Genomic DNA, 18,742 nt, shown 5'->3' on the forward strand with positions numbered 1-18,742 from the left:
CTTCGTTAAGCAACACCACCTTTACCGTATATAAATGCTATCAACACCCCTACAACAATCAGTATGCATATTGCTCCAAGAACGTAGTACCAAATACCACCTTTACCACCCGTTTTGGGCAAAGCGTATCGTTTCTGTGCAGTATTTTTCATAACAATAAGAGCCGAATCTGAAGCCAAGGCAAGAGTCGATGGTTCTTCCGATACTTGAGCTCCATTATCATAACTAATGTCAAATCCACTAGTTGCATGCTCTCGAACATAGTAAGTATAAGTAACAGTCTTTTGAGCATCTGTTATTGGTAAATTAGAGTAATTTTTTGTCCAATCATCTGAATGACTCATAGTCTCACCAGACTTATAAAATGTCTCAGTTCTTTCTCCATTTTCCTTTGTTGCGACTTGTATCACATCATATACAATCGAACCGTCTGCACTGCCGATTTCCTGACCATCTGCATCGAACCATTGCTTTTTAACCGTAAGATTAATAGTCTTGGCTTTTTTATTTTCAACAAAATCAGAACCATTATTTTCTGAGAGATTGGTTAATTTGGAAATGGTTATCGGCAAAGCCGAAAAACTACCATCCTCATCCCAATAGAAATAGTGTTTAGAAGGATTATCTGGCAACTCGTATCCTGCCGGAGCTTGTGTCTCCTTAGCATAGTAAATCTGATCTTCTTGATAGTTACCCGAAGAGTAGACAATAGAGATGAGACCTTTGGCATTTGTCTGATAAGTCGTCACGATTTCATCGTTACTATCATCTGAGTCACCGTCATATTTATAAACAGTAAAGACTGCTCCTTCTAAATCTAAACCAAAATTATCCGCATCAACTTTGCTAATAATATAAGCTTTCTCAGTATCAAATCCAGAACTTGTTCCCGTTCTTTGCCAATGAACTGTCGTTGTGGTGTGATCTGAGCCATTTGCTACACCTTCAAGCATCGCCGTATTGTGAGGATAATAATAAGCGGCAGCATCTTCATTTGGTTTTGTTAATTGATAAGAGTAATCAAGAATATAAGCCTTAGAATCTTTCATTGTCACCACTAAGGTGTGATAATGATTGCCCCACCCATCATCTGTTGAACTTATCTTCCAAGCCCATTCGCTGGTTGGAACTTCAGTACCATCAGTGTAGTAAAGTTTCACTGAATCTTGAATAAGATATTCAGAAACCACATTTGACCAATTATGCATAACATCCGTCAAAGTTATCGTGTCTGAGCCTTCAACTAAATCATCTGCTTGAGGATTGATTGACAAGCTGTAAGACAACTGACGTTTGGCATTATCCCATTCACCTGATTTAGCAATTGGTTTAACATCAGGCGTTGTAGAGTTCCCCTCATCTGAACTAAACGTTACTTCTTGCGTCTGATTATCTGAGCCATAATCCTCACCATTGACCGTAACAGAAACATTATTTGTGAGAGATTTGACTAACTTAGAACTGCCTTCTGTAAAATCATCGTAGTGAGTTGTAAAAGTCATCCAAAAATCACTGTTCCCACCAACGTTGTTCTTTAAACTCTTGCCATCAGTTGTCGTGAAATCTAGCGTTACCACACCATCACTTGAAACTGTTCCGTTTAAAGCAATGTTATAGGTTCCCCAGCCGTTAGTTCCTTGTGTCAGCGAGTTGTTCTCAAAATTAGCATTAATTTGTCCCCAACGTTGACCATATGATAGACCTATTAAGCTAATACCTTCTGGCAAAGTATCCGTCACTACCATACTTGTAGCACTATCATCTAACTCAACTTTGACCATCCAAGTAACCGTTCCGTCAGCACTTGTCGTTTTAGTTGTTCCAGAATTACCATGGCCATCAGTTTTGACGACGTTAGAGTCCTTACTATAATTGTACTCCGTACTAACACTGTGAGTTCCTGATATGATGTGATTACTATAACGTTGATTAGAACTCTTCTCCAGGCTAATCATTGATCTATAATGAATCATGACATCCTTTGAAGATGTTTTATCAGCTGTTAGAGTCACTTTAAACTCTGTATAGTGAACATTATCTCTTAAATGGCTGTAATCCGTATAATCAGAATAAGATTGACGTGCCTCTAATGTAAAATTGTTCTTTCCTAAAACTTCTTCTAATCGGTGGTAAAGATCTTCCAACTGCGCTTTAGTGTACCAATGAACATCAGCGTTTGGACTCCACGGATCTTTCAATGTATCTGTAAACACTGTCCCCTTTTTAAGCACTCCTGAATTTGGCATTTTTATCTCAACATCCCAAACCACTTCTCTGACACCTGGTTCAGATAACTCCATGACCTCTGACACTTCTTTGGTAATATCTCCTGTTCCTGGAAGAGTTACTTCAGCTTCCTTACTCGTCTGGTCATTTTTGGTTGAGCTTTTGCCATCATCATCTAAAACAACTTTGTTTTTGATGGTACTATCGTCCCAGCCTACATCCGTAAAATCAACTGGCGTTGTGTAAGTAATGGTATAGCTATTTGTATTTTTACCATTTGTAAGGGCGCTAAATCGAATGCCTGAAATTTTTCCATTCTTGTATTCGATAGTCGCACCAGCATCTGGTGAAATGGTTAGGTCACTGGTTGCCGCAAACATCTCATCGGTTAATCGGGCACCGGCAATATCACTTTGCCCCTCATTGACTCTAATCGTCCAAGTAATCGTGCCATCAGAATCGTTGTACTGTCCTTTTTTATCAAGTTGATTTAGAGCTAAAGTTACTTGAGAACTACTTGTATGTGACTGTTTATCACTTGTATCTGTCTGCGAACTTGCACTCACCGTGTTATTTGCCGTAACTGATGAACCAGCTGTTAAACCAGAAATCTTATAACGGTAAGTAATGGTATAAAAGTGCCCAATTGGATTTCCACTAGCATCCACACCTCCTGAGTGCAATTGAGGAAGTGTCATATCCAAACTATTACTTGCTGCCTTAAACTGGTAAGTGTAAGCACTTGAAGTAAGAGTTTCTGTCGCAATCACATTTTCTGAACTACCAGCGTAGCTTGACTTGGTGACACTGACAGAATCAATAGCAGCCAGAGAAATGCCTGATGCTTTCAGAATATCTTTGATAGCAATTGAACTTGGCGTGCCGTATTTCGAATCAACTTTTACGGTATAGGTTAAATAAGGCGTATCAGCATCGTAAGTGACCGTACCTGATTTTGAAGTCGTCAAATCGTAATTTTTCTTAATCGAATCTTCAGGAATGGTCACAATCAGATCATCTGAATAAACAACTTGATAACCTCCATCATTTTGCTGGTAGTCACTACCGTAAGTAGCATCGTATTTTATCCAACCTTTAGACTGTGTGCCATCGGTAATATCATTGACATAACTCTCAATAAAAGCAATCAAGATATAATATTTTCCCGTGACTTCGTCATAAACAAAGCGATAAGTGTAAGCATCAACTTGATTCGTATCCTTGCCGATATATTCTGTCCCAAGATTTATATCTTGCCCAATAGCAGTCCCATTGGGTAATTCTAGATAATAATACCTATCTGCCATCAAATGAGCCTTAGAAATTGTGTAATCAAGCTCCAAATCAACAGTCACAACCTTTGTTGCCAGATTTTCTTCAACAGTTTTTTCATCATAAGAATAACCTGTTAAATACTCTTTAAACTCTGCGTAAGTGACTCCTGCCAAAGTATAAGTTGAAAAGGAATCAGACTTAAAGCCAATACTTTTAACATTTTCTGAACTGTCCTGCTCAATATTGGTGTCACTTTCGTGCGTCAAATCTTCTACATGGTTGATATCATTACCAATGAAATGATATAACTTCCAGCTGCTTTGCAACTTCGAACTAGTTATCGCAGCATTGAACTGCAAGGAAACAGTGACTTCTTTTTGAGGTTCAACTTCCTGACCAGCCGCATTAATAAAAGAAATATCATAAGATAATGCCTTAGACAGGCTCTGCTTTGTTTCACGTAAAACAGTAGATATTTTTTGATTAATCTCTCCCGTGTCTGCTATCGGTCTAACTTTCAAAGAGACCTCCTCTGTAAAAGTCCCTTGCGTAAAATCTGCCACTACTGTTAGGTTATCAGCTGTTTCTTGCAACCGTCTAGCTTCTAAAGACGTATCTAAAGAGGTCTGACTGTCTTTCTGTTCTGATGTTTCTTGTTCAGAACTTGAAGCTTCCACTTGCATCTTTTCTTCTGAGCTTTCTAGTTGCTCGGTAGAAACATTTTCAGCTGATTGCATCAGAGCTGAACGATTATCCGTACTGACAGTTAGGGCGGGTAAAATTAAAGCATAAGTTGTACAAAAAACGACAATAATCGATAAAGCCAAAGCTATCCTTGCAATAACACTTTCTCTAAGCCTCAGCTTAAATCGAGTCATCAGATTGAGCCACAGCTTTTTCATAAGAACTCCTTTCTTTTGCTATAAATCCTTGTTACTCAATTGCTCCTAAGCGTGTTAGCGGCCAAATCCGAAAGGTTAATTTTCCAACGATCTGATCTTCACTAACCGTACCAACCGCCTTATTTCGAGAATCTATCGACACACTGCGATGATCTCCCATAACAAAATAATGACTATCTGGAACTTGATAGGGTAAATTAATATTAGTCTCTCTGTAAGCCCTTTCATGTTTTTGCAAATAAGGCTCTTTCAATTTTTTACCATCAACAGAGACATTACCTTTTTTATCTATGTTGACCCATTGACCAGATGTTGCAATCACACGCTTTACTAGAATCTTGTTATTATAATAAAAAGCCACTACATCACCTTGTTCCAGACGTTTACTATTGACAGAGACTACCATATCCCCAGCCTCCAAATTAGGTGTCATAGAATTGCCATAAATTTTTAGAACTGGTAACCAAATGCTCGCTACTAATACTGCTGACGCAGCCACTGTAATCAAAGCAAAAATCGTTCCTCTGAGCGTCCGAAAATAACGCTCTCGATACTTTACTTTGCTTAGTTCTTTTAATAGTTCCTTTGAATCAGGTAAATCACTTATGCTTATTCCTTGCGTCCTGACAGTACAAAGTTTTTTCATTTTGACTACAAATCCTTTTTCGTTTCTAATGACTCCTAACAAACTCCTAGGCTTAATATGACAGCCTTTTTTTCGAATTAATTTTATCCTCATATCTAGTAAAAAGCTATCATTTTTTATTTACACTCCGTAAACCCAAAAACAATAAAATTAGAAAAAAGATAGACATAATGTTAATTTATCAAGGTTTACAAGGTGTAGATTAGCTAGAATAGGCAATTATCTTTCTTTTCTAATAATGAGAAAAACTCTTTTATTTTATGGTAAAATACAAACTATCATTGGAGGAAAACACTATGGCAAGATACACACGTGAAAAAATCATAGGTGCCTTTTTCGAATTAGTCGCAGAAACTCCCCAAAAGACAAACTTTACCATCTCTGAAATTGCATTAAAAGCTGGTGTTTCTAGACAAGCGATTTATCAGAAACACTTTAGAAATTTTAATGAAATTATCACTTATGTCGACGACTACATCATCTGGGAAATTCGCCAGTGGTGTCGTCATTATGATAAAGAAAAAGATGGCAATCCCTTGGATTATGTTGCTGATAACCTGCTACCTTTTGTCTACGATAAAAGAGAACACTTAAGACTCTTACACACAGCTGCTATTACCCAACCATTTGAAGATACCATCGTATCTACCTACACTGAGTGGGCAATAGACATCATTCGTCCCCAAAGCGAAACCTTTAATCTCCCCAAAGACGTCTTAACCAAAATTATCGTGGAACAAATCGTTGTTATTATCAAAACTTGGCTCCTTCAAGAAGCACCTATGCCGCCCCAAGAATTTAAAAAAGACTTTTTAAATTTAGCAAAAGCCCCTTTATATTCTTATTACACCATGGAAACACAAAAAAGCTAGAGACTAAGTCTCTAGCTTTTTGTATTCTACTCAAAACGAACACCGATTCTAATATCTGTATAAACAGTTCCATTAATCTTTGAAGACATGAAAAAGATTGGTGAAGCTTCTTCGGCATCGTTCTCAATTAACATAGCCTGTAGTTTTTCTAAAGCTTTATCAAAATCCTCAGGATTTGTGCTTGAAATACGAACACCATACATGGTCGAAATTGAAAAATAACTATTAAATTCTGCTAACTCAACCTCTTCTCCTAGATAGTCTTCATTCACAGGTAAATAAACCGTAATATCTAGCATGCCATCATGGCCTTCTACTTGAGGTGTTGAATAAAACAAATCAGTCTTTAAGGTGTAACCAGCAGCTGTGATACTATCTAAGGCATCTTTAAAAGCAATCCCTATCTTATTTACCTCAACAGTATAATTAACACTCCAAACATTAGATAGCGTTAAGGTTTGATTGCGTCCTTCTAAAATCTCTGTCATTTCAATTTTCCTCCGGAATAATAATATCCACAAATAATTGACCATAAACCGGTGTAATGATTAAAAAGAGTTTATCAGGAATAGCCAGACCTTCATCTCGCATGTAATCTTTCATGCTATTTAAATGTTCATCAAGTCCTTCCTCAAAAGGCACTCGCTTACGCACACCTTTTATTTCTAAGCTTGGTACATAAGTAAAATCATCAGTTGAGGCAACCTCTGTATTAATCGGAATATAAACATCATAAGTTTGTTTTTCTTCTTGATATTGTGACGGCGTAATTTCAAAAAATGTTGGACCATCTTTATAAATACCAAATTCAAACGGCAAATACTCTGTATATTCAAATAAAGCTGGCAACTGATCCGCCTCAATACGAACCGTCTTTTTCACTAAATGTGTTTGCTTAATAATAGCTTTTTCAATCATTTTAATTCCCTTTTATTTAAATTTCTCTTTATCAAAATGTTTGTCTTGTAGCGTCTCATTTAATGCATTTACTGCTTTACTTTGAACTTCTGAAGCTTCTGTCAAATCAGCACCTTCATCATCCTTGTGACGAAGTGGGTAGAAAGCCATGTACCATATTGTATCAATTATAATAGAACAAAAAATTGCCATACCCCAAAATAGGTAGATAACATAATACTCTGAAACAAGATATGACATTAATAATCCAAACATTGCTACAAGGGCAGGGATATAAATATAAATATTACCAACTATATTTCTCAGTTTAGCAAAACGAAAATTACCATCTCTACCAGTAAATATCACAGCCGCTATAAGTGAAAATATAGTTGGATACAAGATAATGGAAGCTTCTTGTAAAATGATAAATTGTAAATTACCATCACCCCACGCTGTTGTTGATACAATTGGAGTTACAAAAAGTCCATAAATAAACATAAAATATGTTGAAAGTCCAACAAGAACCTGATTATTATGAAGAAAATCCCAAACTGTTAAAGATAAAGAAATTATCCAAATAATAATACCTAAGTAAAAAATTATTCTACTTAATACCATTGGGAGTTCAGAATCACTCATAGTACCATAATACACTAAGAATATAAGAGGATATAAAATAAATAATCCTGATAAATTTCCCAAGCGAGACATTCCTTTTTTAACAGCCTCTTTTTTTCGCTTTTGCTGTAACTTTAAACGCTCAATTAATCCCATGTTGACATCAATCTTCCTTAATTTCATCTTTATCAAAATGTTTGTCTTGTAACGTGTCATTCAAAGCATTGACCGCTCGACTTTGAACTGTTGAATCAACAACCTCATCATCCTTGTGACGGAGAGGGTAGAGAATATATGACCATATAAGAATTAAAGAATTTGACATTGTCATTTCAAATCCTAAAAATACAAACCTCATAAAATTTCCTAAGAGAATATTGAATGGTATGCATAAACTTCCTAAATACATAGGCAAGTATATCAAGTGCATATACTTTATTTTTTGGCTATCATCTATATAGTTCCCTTTATCATCTAAAATAAATAAAGCTAAAATAACATAAGATATCAATGGCCAGATAAAAATTAAAATTTCTTGGATTACTATAAATCTTAAAGTTCCCCCCTCTGAAGCAGTTGTAATAAAGGGTAAAGCTAAAAAACCGTATACTGCCATGAAAAATACTGCTAAACTTGAGTAAAACTGATTTTTTAATTTATGTGAAATAGCTACCAAAAGAATAGAAAGTAGCCAAATTATACCACCAAACCATATTCCAAAGCTTACTAAAGAATTAGGAACTATCGAGTTGCTAACTATTATTAAAAATCCAAAGTAGACCAATGGATATAAAATTAACAAACCTGAATATACACCCCAATAAGGGACTCCACCAGAAATATTTTCTTGCTGTTTTTTTAACAAAATTCTAAGACGCTCAATTAACCCCATGATTCCATCCTTTCATTCCTTTTATAAAACTAGTAGTACCTTTAATCAAATTATTCGCCCTTGATTTAATACCTGTAGAAATATTACCCTTACTATCAATTTTATCTACAAGCCAGGATGCACCATAAGCTGCACCTATAGCAGCTAAACCTGTTACTAATACAGGAGCAGCTGCGAAGCCAGCTCCCGTTGCCAAGACACCCACAAATGCCGCTCCTGCTGTAGCAGCAGCCGTACTTGCGACACCTTTAACGGTAGCTTTTGCTGCATCCACGGCAAAGCCTGTCGCTACACTGGCTGAAACTTCTGCTCCGTGTAACCCTTGCCTTTTAGCTTGGGTTTTATTTTTTTCGACATTATCAAAAGTCTCAACCACACCATCTACGACATTGAGAACAGCTACACCCTTCGCAAATTTTGAACCAGTTTTTAGAGCTGTTCCAACATTTGATTCCTTAAACGCTGTTTTCACACCTTTAGTGATTCTACCAGTTTTCTTGGTAGCCTTAATCACATTTTTAAATGTTTTGGTATTAAATGCTTCCTCAGCTTCAGAAATCACATTAGATTTTGTTCCTCTTACAACACCTTTCGCAATTTCTTTGGCTTTAGCAACCCCTTTTAAGCCATCCTTTTCAACTGTTTTTAATGACTTTCTGACTTCTTTTGAATAGTCCGTTTCACCAAGTGTTTTCATCATTTTTTCAAAACTTTTGGTGACTCTCCCACTATGAAACTTAACAATACTGTGGTGCTCATTCTTTTTCAAACTGTCACTCGTTCCAAAAATAAAATCTAAAACATGATCAACTGTTTTATCAGATTTTTTAATAATTGTACTGCCTACTCCATTTTCTGAGAAACGATATTCAGCATAAGTTGAGGTTGCCCACTTTTTAGCAGTTTTATAGTATTTTTTCCCCACTAAGTAAGGTGCTGTGATACTACCAATAGTCGCTTCCAATCTTGTCTGCTCTACCATATACCCACTGTACTTAGAGTCATACAAATTCTTGGCGAGTTCATTTTTGAGTTGGTCACGTCTAGCCTTGCCGCTAACAACAAGCTTAGTTTCTTTAACTTCTGTCTTGAAAGCTGTCTTCTTGTAGAAATCTTTAGCTTTTTTGCTAGTATACGAACCACTTCCTAGGTCAGATAAGCTTGTAATTTGCGTGTTTTGTTCATCTAGGATATCACCTACTTCGCTGGTAAAGACGGTATTATTGAAATTCCCCATGTCCTTGATGGTGTTAGTTAGGACTTTCTTGGCACCTCTAAATTCTGAAATGGCATCATCCGTTGTGACCTTAGTCAGAGTAACAATGTCTGCGACATCGTCAATTGCCTTGTTAATCGCATCTGAGCTTGTCTTTAATTGCTCTAGCGGTGAGTCGAACTTGTCCACCATTTGTTGTAAGGCGTCTGTGTCGATAATAGCAGAGTCACTGTTTTCACTCACAATACTCTTAAAAGTGCTGATGAGATTGTCATAACCTTGCGAAATGACATCCAAGCTGTTCACATAATTAGTCAGCAAAGGTACTTGGTAGTTATTAATTTTGTTATCAATCGCATCTTTAACATCACCTTTTAAAGCCTCTGAATTGGCTGCGCTTTTAAGCATTTTCTTGGCGCTTGAAAGCTGACTCTTTGTTTGGCTGATAGAGCTTTTGAGGCTATCGCGCTGCGCTATTACCTCGCTCATCTTAATCTTCATAAATCTCTCCCTTTGGATACAACGTTGAGAAAATTTTATCATAAAAATAGGCTCGACGTAACTCTTCATCACAATAATGCTTATCACGCGCATCCGTATAACCTTCTGAAATCACACGTTTAACAAAAAGATTACTAATCAAAAGTGGTTGCGTCTCAAAATCCATGCCATACGGCCAGACATAGCCAATATAATCGGCATAAGCGGTCTGATTATTGACCAAAGCACGGCGCCCTGTAATAACAACGTTAAAATCCATATTTTCCCGAGCAAAAGAACTCACCAATTTTTCAGGTAAAAGCTCCTTATCAAGCTCAACAATACTGCCTAAAGGATAAATTTTACCAAATAACAAGTCCACGTATGATAAAAATGCTTGAAATAGTGGCAATGACAAGTCCAACTGACCATCTGGTCTGCTAATCGTCACCTTGCCTAAATCGTAATCAAAGGTAAATTCATAAGAGGCTCCAATAATTGGACGATACTGATAAACTTTTTCTTCATCCAAATAAGCCAAATGGCAAGCTGTAAAGGCATCTGGATGGCCTGAAAATACCAAAGCTAAGCTCTCCAAAAATTCGATATCCGCATCAGCAATTTTTAAAGATTTCAGAGCTTCTTTAAGCATTAGCAACCATTCATTTTGCATTGCATTATTTGCCTCCCTTACTACGTGTGTGCTCAGCTTCCTTAGCATCATCGTCAGCTTTATTTTTACCAGCCTTGTACATTTTATCTGCATCATCCTTAGTAAAAGTCTTTAATTTCTTGATGGATGCATTAAACTTTTTGATGTTTTTATTAAAGTCAGGAAATGGTTTTAAGGTTGTCTCTGTAAATGTTAATGACTTCAATTTACTAATACCTTTTGTCGAAGAAGCAACACCATCTGTTAAACTCTTCCACTCTTCTAAATCTACTCCCGTCTTTGCCATAAATTCTCCCCTTACATGCTACTTGCAGCCATACGATCGTACATCACAGCCTGTTGATCCCAACTGCTAATTTGCGATGTTAGGCTTGAAATCGTAGTCTCCAGTTCAGCAATTTTATTATTAATAGATGTCAAATTATCATCTTCACTTGTTTTATAAGTTGATAACTTTTGAAGTGCCGCTGACATTTTTCCTTGATATTTAGCTTGACGGTCACCTACAAAATTTCCTGTGTCAACGTTATTTAAAGTCGACAAGGTCGATTTTTGACTAGAGATTTGACTTAATTCACTGGTAATTTTAGATTTTGCCTTTTCCAATTTTTCTTTTTTGTCCATAGCAGCTTTGCGATTCGAACGCAAACTACTACTGTGACTACGACAAGTTCTAGCACAACTTTGATAATGTTTTACTTCTTTGCTCCCCACAGCATTCTCCCTTTTTAAAATAAATGCAAGATAATCCAGATGCTAAAAGCACCCGGACTTATCATACTTAATTAGAATTTTGGTTTACTTGATTTCGTTAAGAAATATGTCACGATAATTGATAAGATACTTGAAACAAGAGCTGTCACAACAATCCAAATCTTATTGTCTTTTTCTGCAACCACACCACTGGTTGTTTTTTTCGTGATGTTCACTGGATTAGACAAGAAATTCATAACAGCTTCGTTATCTGTACCACCACTACGAGCGTTTTTCAATACTTTAGAAAAGTTCGTAGCATATGTTGTGCTTTCTTGGATATTGCCAGCTTGGCTGCTAATAAGTTTATTAGTATTTGCCATAGTATCATCAACATCTTTTTGAATCGTATTCACTTGAGAAACCAATTGTGTAAACTGGTCAGTCATTGTTCCCAATGCTTGATAATTACTTGTTGTTGATTGAGCATTATCTGATGTTGATTTGACAAGTTCTGAAATACTGCTATAAAGAGCATCTCCACTAGAAGCATCAACATAAAGACTCGTTCCGTCTGCATTTCCACTGCCATAAGGAGCGACATTAAGTACCTTAGCTTGATTATGTGACCAATTTGAAAATTCCGCATTCAAACTATCGGCTGCTGTGTTATACCAAGCTACTAAACTTTGTAAACCTTGTGCAAAGTAATTACGAGGCAAACGCTCGTCAGATAAACCAGGTAAATCATTAATAGCTGATTGTAATTCAGTCATTTCATTAGTCAATTCAGTATACAAAGTAAGTCCTGAATTTTTATAGTTATCAATATCAAGACCTGCGATATTATCATACGTCAAATTACCATACATTTTAACTACAGAGTTAGCAGATGGATTGGCTACATTGACTTTACTTAAATCAGTTTGACCAGGTTCGCCGTATAAAGTTTGAACCATAGCAGCTGCTGTGCTGATATTGCTTAATTGCGCTAAAATAGCTTTCAAATCTTCTTTAACCAATGCCACATCATCTGCAGTGTCTGTCACAAAGGTTGTATAAGTCATTGGAATAGTACTGTCACCAATTCTCAAATTGAAGTTAATGGTATGAGTACCAACAGCGAGCGAGTCAAAAGTATAAGTGATTTTCAAGCTTTGGGCGCTTGTAATTTGTTTGCTTGTTGAGCAGTCATCTGCAAAAACAACTCTTCCTCCTGAAACGTCAGTGATGGCAACAGTTGTAGCATCTTGTTTTGTTTCAGTGCTTTCTTGAGAGTTTGTTTGGTTATCTTTTGATTCTGTTTCAGAAGCATCTTTAGCTGAATCAGTTACTTGTGTCGTTGTTACTTGTGTTGAGGTCGGTGCAACGTTGATAGAAATAACATTTGACTGGCTAGGTTTAGCATCTTCAGCAGTTAAGAATGAATAAGTTGCTCCGCCAGCAGTTATCACACCTTTTACTGCTTGGTATTGGTTAAGTAAGCCTAGTTTTGCTTGATAAGCAGCCACTTCGTCAGACGTGATAGCTCCCATGCTTTCTAGTTTTGAAAAGAGAGCGTTGTAATCAGCACTGTTAACATCGATACTTCCCATCAAATTAGCAATCTCTCCTTCATACTCTGATGGAAGAGTCCCTCCAAGTGAGCTCTTAATTTGATTAGCAAGCGCATCTTTCACTTGTTGAGTCGTAATTTGATTTTGAACATCACCTTTAATAGCTGATTTACGGTCTTCTCGGTTACCAATTCCTAAATAATTATTTTTATCGAGCCCTAAATCTGCATTGAAATATTGTTCAGATACTTTTGAACGTGTTTCTTGAACCTGATTCAATAAATCCATCAAGCGATTTCGGGTATTTTCAACTTGACTGCGATAATTTTCAATAATGCCATTATAATCTGAAATGCTATTAGCAAATAAATTATAAACGGTATTACCACCATTAGATTCACTTGTGATAGCTGATGGTGCGTAGAATTTATTTAAGCTACTAAGAGCATTATCGTTTAAGTTATTATAAAGGTCTGTATCTGTTTTAAATTGATCTGAAATAACTGTATTAGCGGTAGCGACATTACTTTTAGCAATATCCGCTTGAAGATCAACAAAACTTTTGACTTCTGGTAATTCCCCATTTAAACCATTACTTGTTGCGTTAAGCATTTCAAAAACGCCTTTGGTGAAATTCGCCTGACTATCTTCAAAGGCTTTGTTCCCTGATTGGAGAGCAGTCGCATAACTTGTTAAACCACCAAGATTTTGACTAGCTGCATTTGATGGTGTGTAAATGTAGTTAGATAAGCTTGTGTAGCTTGTTTCTTGGTCATTTACGATATTTGCAACATTTCGCTTGGCGTCATCAAGATTTCCAATCACACTTGAAAAATACATTTTAATCACACGTTGATTAATCAAGTTCAAGTATGTGCCAACTTGGCTTTCAACATTTTTTTCTTTAACAGTGTCTGTTGATTTTTTAACTTTATAACCAATTTTAGCTTGTGACGGGTTAAAACTTTCCAATTGAAGAATTTTGTCTGAAAAGTCGTTTGAAATATAAATAATGACATCTGCACTGCCATCACTATATTTACTTTCAGCCAAGCTACGTGGCATGGTAACCCAGTTCTCTTTGGAATCCCCTGCATTGGTTAATAAATTCGTGAATTCTTGACCGAAGTTATAATTGACATTATTTAAGTTACCACCTGCATCTTCATTAACCAAGGCAACGGTCAATCGCTCATCTTTTTTAGCTTTATCTGTCACTGAAACTTCTTTGTCTTGCGTATACACAAAGACTCCTGACGAAACTGCCAAAATAGAAACGAAAACACTAAATGCAATTACTACAACACTTGGTTTAATCTTAATTTTTTTCATTTTTCTCCTATCCCTTAGGTATTTTAACGCGAGAAACTTCTCTACCTTCAAAGAACTGCGCTTCATCTGATTCTAATAGAGGTTCTCCGTAACGTGTTCGACCTTTAATAATGGTTTGATCTGCAAATCGCGTACCAAACATTCCAGCTGGAATATTTGATCTCAAGCGTTTGTTAAATTCATCAAAGCGCGTTTCAATCGTTTTTTGATGTCCTTGGAAAATAAAGTAGATATTGACTTTAGCCGCTTTTTTCAAGATGGTATCCAAGGCACTGTTAGACAACATTAATTTATCATTAATGGCATGAGCCTCTGGTACATAGACAAAAATTGGCTGATTAACAGCTTCTGGCGAACGCGAAGCCATTTCTCCAAGCAAATCATTCATGACCGTACTGTAATTTTCTTCAGACGCTATCAAATCAAAACTATCGACAGCCCCTTCAAAACGTTGGTCTGGATCAAAGACGATGCGTTGCGCGTGTCCTTTGAAATAAGCCATATTCTTAAGAATAATCGTTTCAAACAAACGTGTTTGCGTTGGGGTATCATCCATAATTACAAAATAGCCATGTTTTTCAGGCACAAAACCGATAACATTTGTGGTTTCCTTATCAAAGGCAAGCGGTACTTGCAAATGATTTATCATTGTCATCGTATAAGCATTGCCATAGAAGTCAGAAAGGCTAATGTCATTTGGAAGCATTGGAATAGCTTTTGGACGTTGTCCAGTCCAAGCTTTATCCATTTCAGCCACCTCTTCTTCTAAGTGACGCAAACGCTCAATATCTTCATCACCTTCACTTGGAAGATAGATTTGGATTTCATATGGTTTGTCATCATTCACCTGAGCACGTCCAAAGATTTCTTGTGGAATCAAGGCATTACGTCCAATAACATCCTTAACAGCATGGTCTTCAACCAAGAATAGAGCCATCTTAGTTGAAACGTTACTTGACATGCTAATCTTCAAGCTATTAGCTCGCAAAGCTGTCACAATCAAATAGCAACCCAAGCTTGAACCTTCTCGTAAAATACGATTCATGCATGCTTCGATAACTTCCTCTTTTGGACTATCCTTAATCGCATCAAAACCATCCATTATTGTCAAAATAACAGGGAGTTTTTCGCCAGTTTTTTGCTCATATTGAGAAAGACTTGCAACACTGTATTTAGCAAATAATTCCTTACGCATTTTCAATTCATTATCAATGCGTTTTAAGAATTTCAGAAGTTTCTCTTCCTCATCTAGGCGTGTCAAATCAGCAACATGAGGCAAATCTTTCAATGGTAAGAGCCCATTTGTTCCAAAATCAAATAAGTTAAACTGGACTTGTTCAGGTGTATTGAGACGGGCAAAATTCATTACTAAAGTCTGCAAAGCAACAGATTTACCAAAACCTGGTGAACCATAAATAACAGTGTGACTCAACTCTTCCACATCAAAATTATAATTACGCTTAGCTTGTTCAGATGGTACATCCATCATGGCAAATGGCACAGCCAAACATTTTTCCTCAGACCAAGACATCTCTAAAACTGGAGAAACAATCTTAGTTTCTAACGGTGGCAACCAAGGTTTATCAGGAATTATCACTCCTGCTGTTTGCGAATAGGCTGAAATATAATCAACCAAAGCTTCTAGCTCTGTCTGTGTCTTTTCTGTTTGAACATTCAAGTCTTCTTCCAAAGAAAGGTCTTCTGTCAAAAGTTCGTATTGCCCCAAATCATTAATCAACCAAATACGATCATCGACTTCCTCTTGCTTCTCTGATTTGTTTGGTTGGTAACTTGCTCCACTCCAAGCAGACTGGAAGAGTTCATAAATTTCATTATTTCCGACTTGTAGGTAAGCACGCCCAGGTTCCACAATACTAGCAGCATCAGGTGTTTTAATAATTTCATTTGAATCTGACTTATCTGATACTTTCAAAGCCAATTTGAAGCGTGAGTTTGACCAGATTTGGTCATCAACAACCCCTGATGGTTTTTGCGTTGCCAAAATCAAATGAACCCCAAGTGAACGACCAATACGAGCAGCAGAAACCAACTCTGACATAAACTCAGGTTCATTAGCCTTCAACTCTGCAAATTCATCACTGATTAAGAACAAATGTGGTAATGGTTTTGTAGGATATTTGCCACCATCTGTGGCTGTTTTCCCTTGCTTATAAAGCTTCGTATAACCATTAATATGATTGACTCCAAAAGCCTCAAACAGACGTTGACGTTTTTGAAGTTCTGCTTTAATAGAAGCTAGCGCACGCGCACTGGCTGCACCATCCAAGTTCGTAATAACTCCCATAAGGTGCGGAAGACCTTTAAAGAGATTAGCCATTCCCCCACCTTTAAAGTCAATCGGCAAGAAACCAACATCTTCTGGACCAAAATTAACAGCCAAAGATAGCATATAAGATTGCAAGATTTCAGATTTCCCTGAACCAGTTGTCCCTGCAACTAAACCGTGAGGACCATGAGCACGTTCGTGCAAATTCAGCTCAACAATATCATCACGTCCTCGAAGTCCCAAAGGAACCGCTAAAGTCTTCGATGTATCTGCCTTAGCCCATCGCGCAGCTAACTGCAAATCTTCAACTTTTTCAGCCTTATAAAGTTCCAAGAAAGTAACTGATTTAGGAATCGAATTCTTCTCGACTTCCACGTGATGTAGATTAGCCAAGGTTCTAGCAATCGCTTCGTAATTTTTACTTTCTGGATACGGTGTGAAACGTTGTGCTAGATATTCTCCATTGTCATTGATAATTTGACCCACATTTTGGTTTTGATATTCCACCAAAGTTGTCACAGTTTCTGGCAAGAAACGCTGTGCTTCCTTAATCCAAATCACTGTAATTCCAAGTTCTGTCAAATCTTCAGCTAAGTACTCATTTAAACTGTGTCCAACCAAGTAAGAATCATCAAAGATAGTCACTACATAATGAGGTGCAAAGCGAACATCTTTACTTCCCATTTCTCGCTTGAGTTGCATGCGTTTTTGAATAATTTGATAAAGAGCATTTAAAACAGCATCTCGGCTACGCGCATCATGAACAATGCCACGAACATTACGTTCCTGAAGTTTGAAATGCGGTAAGAAACGCCATTGATACCAATTTTCTTGATAAGACTCCTCAGGCACCAAAATCACAAAATTAATATCTTGATAACTATGAAAAACCGCCAGTTGCATCAAAAGATTAGAGATTGCTGGATAAGTTGTATCATAGGTTCCAATGATACCAACAGTCGCTTGGCTAAGAGATAAAGTAATCGGCACCTGATGTTGTTTACGATACTTTTCAACCGTCTTTTTAGCAAAAATAGCTTGTTTATCTTTACTTTGCTCCTTAAAAGAGGTTTGAAGTTTCAACTTCGTATCAATATCACCAGTTCCTAAAGACACTTGTAAAAAGTCAGCATTATAATTCATTCGTTCATAAATACGAGAATCATAATCAAAAACCATCTTAGCTAAAGTGTCCATATCTGGTTGATTATAATCTAAAATTTCTTTTTCTTCATTGTGATAATGACTTAATTTTGAGATTTGTTTTAAGAGATAGCGGTCATAATCTTCAACACGAATTAATTCTTGCTTTTTATAATATTTCTTGTCTTGGAAATATTGTGTCAAAGTCATCCCAGCAGTGAGCAAACTAAAGCCGCCCATACCAAGCATCATCCAAGGATTTCTACGACTGACAAGACTTGTCAAAGCAGTAATCCCAAACATCCCAAGTGGTGGAACAATTGCACGAAGCAAAGAATTACGTCCCATTGAACTGGCTTCCATAGGACTGTCAATGACAATCGCATCACTGTAAATGGTTGGTACAATACGAGGGCTTCTGTGATAATCTGGAAAATCACTTGGAAATTCACTCATCGGTGCTTGGAACAAGAATTTTTCCATTTGTGTCAGTTCTGGCTTGTCCCAAAAACGCGTTATCTTCCATTGATGATGACGACGTTCAATCAAATAGTCCTCAATAAAAACAGAATCACCCACATTAAATGCTTGTGAGATATTATCACGGACACGCTTGCCATTAAGATAGACTAATGAAGTTCCCAAAGACTCGATATACACCTTTTCTTTAGAAAATAAGACAACGGTCTCGCTATCCAAATGAATATCTGACGTATCAGATGACGACAAGACAAAGTTTTCATGTGGCGGATACAAGTAAAGCGTAAAAATATCTATTTCAGGTTTCAAAAAATAATAGTCTTCAGCTTCTCCAAGAACTTTCTGATTAGCTATTTTTTGATCATTTCTAAAAATTTCACCATCACTCAAGCTGTAGCGATTACCATCAAAAACCAAAGGAGAGGTTTCAGAAAAGCGCATGTACAATAATTTATCAGACAAGCTTAGCAAAAAAGCTTGTGATTGATTATCATCTCCCAAATAATCACCAAGATGGTGGTAATAAGTTACATTATCATTTTGATTCATAA

Annotated in this window: 13 protein-coding genes; 1 reads left to right on the forward strand and 12 read right to left on the reverse strand. The window is 36.8% G+C overall.

Going from position 1 to position 18,742, the window contains the following annotated elements:
* Positions 1 to 5: 5 nt before the first annotated feature.
* Both BLR83_RS07240 and lepB read right to left on the reverse strand, forming a co-directional pair.
* Positions 6 to 4,403 carry a SpaA isopeptide-forming pilin-related protein gene (locus tag BLR83_RS07240; RefSeq protein WP_074561025.1) on the reverse strand — a complete coding sequence of 1,466 codons (4,398 nt, stop codon included), beginning with the start codon at positions 4,401 to 4,403 and terminating at the stop codon, positions 6 to 8.
* Between the two features lie 31 nt (positions 4,404 to 4,434).
* Positions 4,435 to 5,049: a signal peptidase I gene (lepB, locus tag BLR83_RS07245; protein WP_074561119.1), complete on the reverse strand. Its 615-nt coding sequence runs from the start codon at positions 5,047 to 5,049 to the stop codon at positions 4,435 to 4,437.
* A gap of 296 nt (positions 5,050 to 5,345) precedes the next feature.
* On the opposite strand from lepB, the gene BLR83_RS07250 reads away from it, so the two are divergent.
* A complete protein-coding gene (locus BLR83_RS07250; RefSeq protein ID WP_074561026.1) occupies positions 5,346 to 5,921 on the forward strand; it encodes a TetR/AcrR family transcriptional regulator in 576 nt (191 codons plus the stop codon).
* 26 nt (positions 5,922 to 5,947) lie between these two features.
* Here the strand turns inward: BLR83_RS07250 and BLR83_RS07255 are convergent, their stop codons facing one another.
* The 10 genes from BLR83_RS07255 to essC all read right to left on the reverse strand — a co-directional run bounded on the left by BLR83_RS07255 (position 5,948) and on the right by essC (position 18,740).
* Positions 5,948 to 6,409: a DUF5085 family protein gene (locus tag BLR83_RS07255; protein ID WP_074561027.1), complete on the reverse strand. Its 462-nt coding sequence runs from the start codon at positions 6,407 to 6,409 to the stop codon at positions 5,948 to 5,950.
* A 1-nt stretch (position 6,410) separates the two neighbouring features.
* The gene (locus BLR83_RS07260) at positions 6,411 to 6,839 is read right to left on the reverse strand and encodes a hypothetical protein (RefSeq protein WP_074561028.1); all 429 of its coding nucleotides are present in this window, start codon (positions 6,837 to 6,839) and stop codon (positions 6,411 to 6,413) included.
* A gap of 12 nt (positions 6,840 to 6,851) precedes the next feature.
* Positions 6,852 to 7,595, reverse strand: a complete 744-nt coding sequence (locus BLR83_RS07265) for a hypothetical protein (protein WP_074561029.1) — start codon at positions 7,593 to 7,595, stop codon at positions 6,852 to 6,854.
* Positions 7,596 to 7,602: 7 nt separating this feature from the next.
* Positions 7,603 to 8,331 (reverse strand): hypothetical protein, encoded by a 729-nt coding sequence (locus BLR83_RS07270; protein WP_074561030.1) that lies wholly within the window; start codon positions 8,329 to 8,331, stop codon positions 7,603 to 7,605.
* Positions 8,318 to 10,048, reverse strand: coding sequence for a T7SS effector LXG polymorphic toxin (locus tag BLR83_RS09795; protein ID WP_159427757.1), 1,731 nt, complete (start codon positions 10,046 to 10,048; stop codon positions 8,318 to 8,320). Before BLR83_RS09795 ends, BLR83_RS07270 begins: the two co-directional genes overlap by 14 nt.
* Positions 10,038 to 10,700, reverse strand: coding sequence for a DUF4176 domain-containing protein (locus tag BLR83_RS07285; protein WP_074561031.1), 663 nt, complete (start codon positions 10,698 to 10,700; stop codon positions 10,038 to 10,040). Before BLR83_RS07285 ends, BLR83_RS09795 begins: the two co-directional genes overlap by 11 nt.
* Positions 10,701 to 10,704: 4 nt before the next feature.
* On the reverse strand, positions 10,705 to 10,986 hold the full coding sequence (locus BLR83_RS07290; RefSeq protein WP_024344449.1) for a hypothetical protein: 282 nt from the start codon (positions 10,984 to 10,986) through the stop codon (positions 10,705 to 10,707).
* A gap of 11 nt (positions 10,987 to 10,997) precedes the next feature.
* On the reverse strand, positions 10,998 to 11,414 hold the full coding sequence (locus BLR83_RS07295; RefSeq protein WP_074561032.1) for a YwqH-like family protein: 417 nt from the start codon (positions 11,412 to 11,414) through the stop codon (positions 10,998 to 11,000).
* A 71-nt stretch (positions 11,415 to 11,485) separates the two neighbouring features.
* Positions 11,486 to 14,281, reverse strand: a complete 2,796-nt coding sequence (esaA, locus tag BLR83_RS07300) for a type VII secretion protein EsaA (protein WP_074561033.1) — start codon at positions 14,279 to 14,281, stop codon at positions 11,486 to 11,488.
* Positions 14,282 to 14,288: 7 nt separating this feature from the next.
* Positions 14,289 to 18,740 (reverse strand): type VII secretion protein EssC, encoded by a 4,452-nt coding sequence (gene essC, locus BLR83_RS07305; RefSeq protein WP_074561034.1) that lies wholly within the window; start codon positions 18,738 to 18,740, stop codon positions 14,289 to 14,291.
* Positions 18,741 to 18,742 lie beyond the last annotated feature (2 nt).

The sequence above is a fragment of the Streptococcus equinus genome (genome assembly GCF_900101445.1).
Taxonomy (GTDB): Bacteria; Bacillota; Bacilli; order Lactobacillales; family Streptococcaceae; genus Streptococcus; species Streptococcus equinus_B.

Bases quoted from the DNA above. Each gene is read 5' to 3' on its own strand.
- BLR83_RS07240 (WP_074561025.1), bottom strand. From the start codon at position 4,403: ATGAAAAAGCTGTGGCTCAATCTGATGACTCGATTTAAGCTGAGGCTT.
- lepB (WP_074561119.1), bottom strand. From the start codon at position 5,049: ATGAAAAAACTTTGTACTGTCAGGACGCAAGGAATAAGCATAAGTGAT.
- BLR83_RS07250 (WP_074561026.1), top strand. From the start codon at position 5,346: ATGGCAAGATACACACGTGAAAAAATCATAGGTGCCTTTTTCGAATTA.
- BLR83_RS07255 (WP_074561027.1), bottom strand. From the start codon at position 6,409: ATGACAGAGATTTTAGAAGGACGCAATCAAACCTTAACGCTATCTAAT.
- BLR83_RS07260 (WP_074561028.1), bottom strand. From the start codon at position 6,839: ATGATTGAAAAAGCTATTATTAAGCAAACACATTTAGTGAAAAAGACG.
- BLR83_RS07265 (WP_074561029.1), bottom strand. From the start codon at position 7,595: ATGGGATTAATTGAGCGTTTAAAGTTACAGCAAAAGCGAAAAAAAGAG.
- BLR83_RS07270 (WP_074561030.1), bottom strand. From the start codon at position 8,331: ATGGGGTTAATTGAGCGTCTTAGAATTTTGTTAAAAAAACAGCAAGAA.
- BLR83_RS09795 (WP_159427757.1), bottom strand. From the start codon at position 10,048: ATGAAGATTAAGATGAGCGAGGTAATAGCGCAGCGCGATAGCCTCAAA.
- BLR83_RS07285 (WP_074561031.1), bottom strand. From the start codon at position 10,700: ATGCAAAATGAATGGTTGCTAATGCTTAAAGAAGCTCTGAAATCTTTA.
- BLR83_RS07290 (WP_024344449.1), bottom strand. From the start codon at position 10,986: ATGGCAAAGACGGGAGTAGATTTAGAAGAGTGGAAGAGTTTAACAGAT.
- esaA (WP_074561033.1), bottom strand. From the start codon at position 14,281: ATGAAAAAAATTAAGATTAAACCAAGTGTTGTAGTAATTGCATTTAGT.
- essC (WP_074561034.1), bottom strand. From the start codon at position 18,740: ATGAATCAAAATGATAATGTAACTTATTACCACCATCTTGGTGATTAT.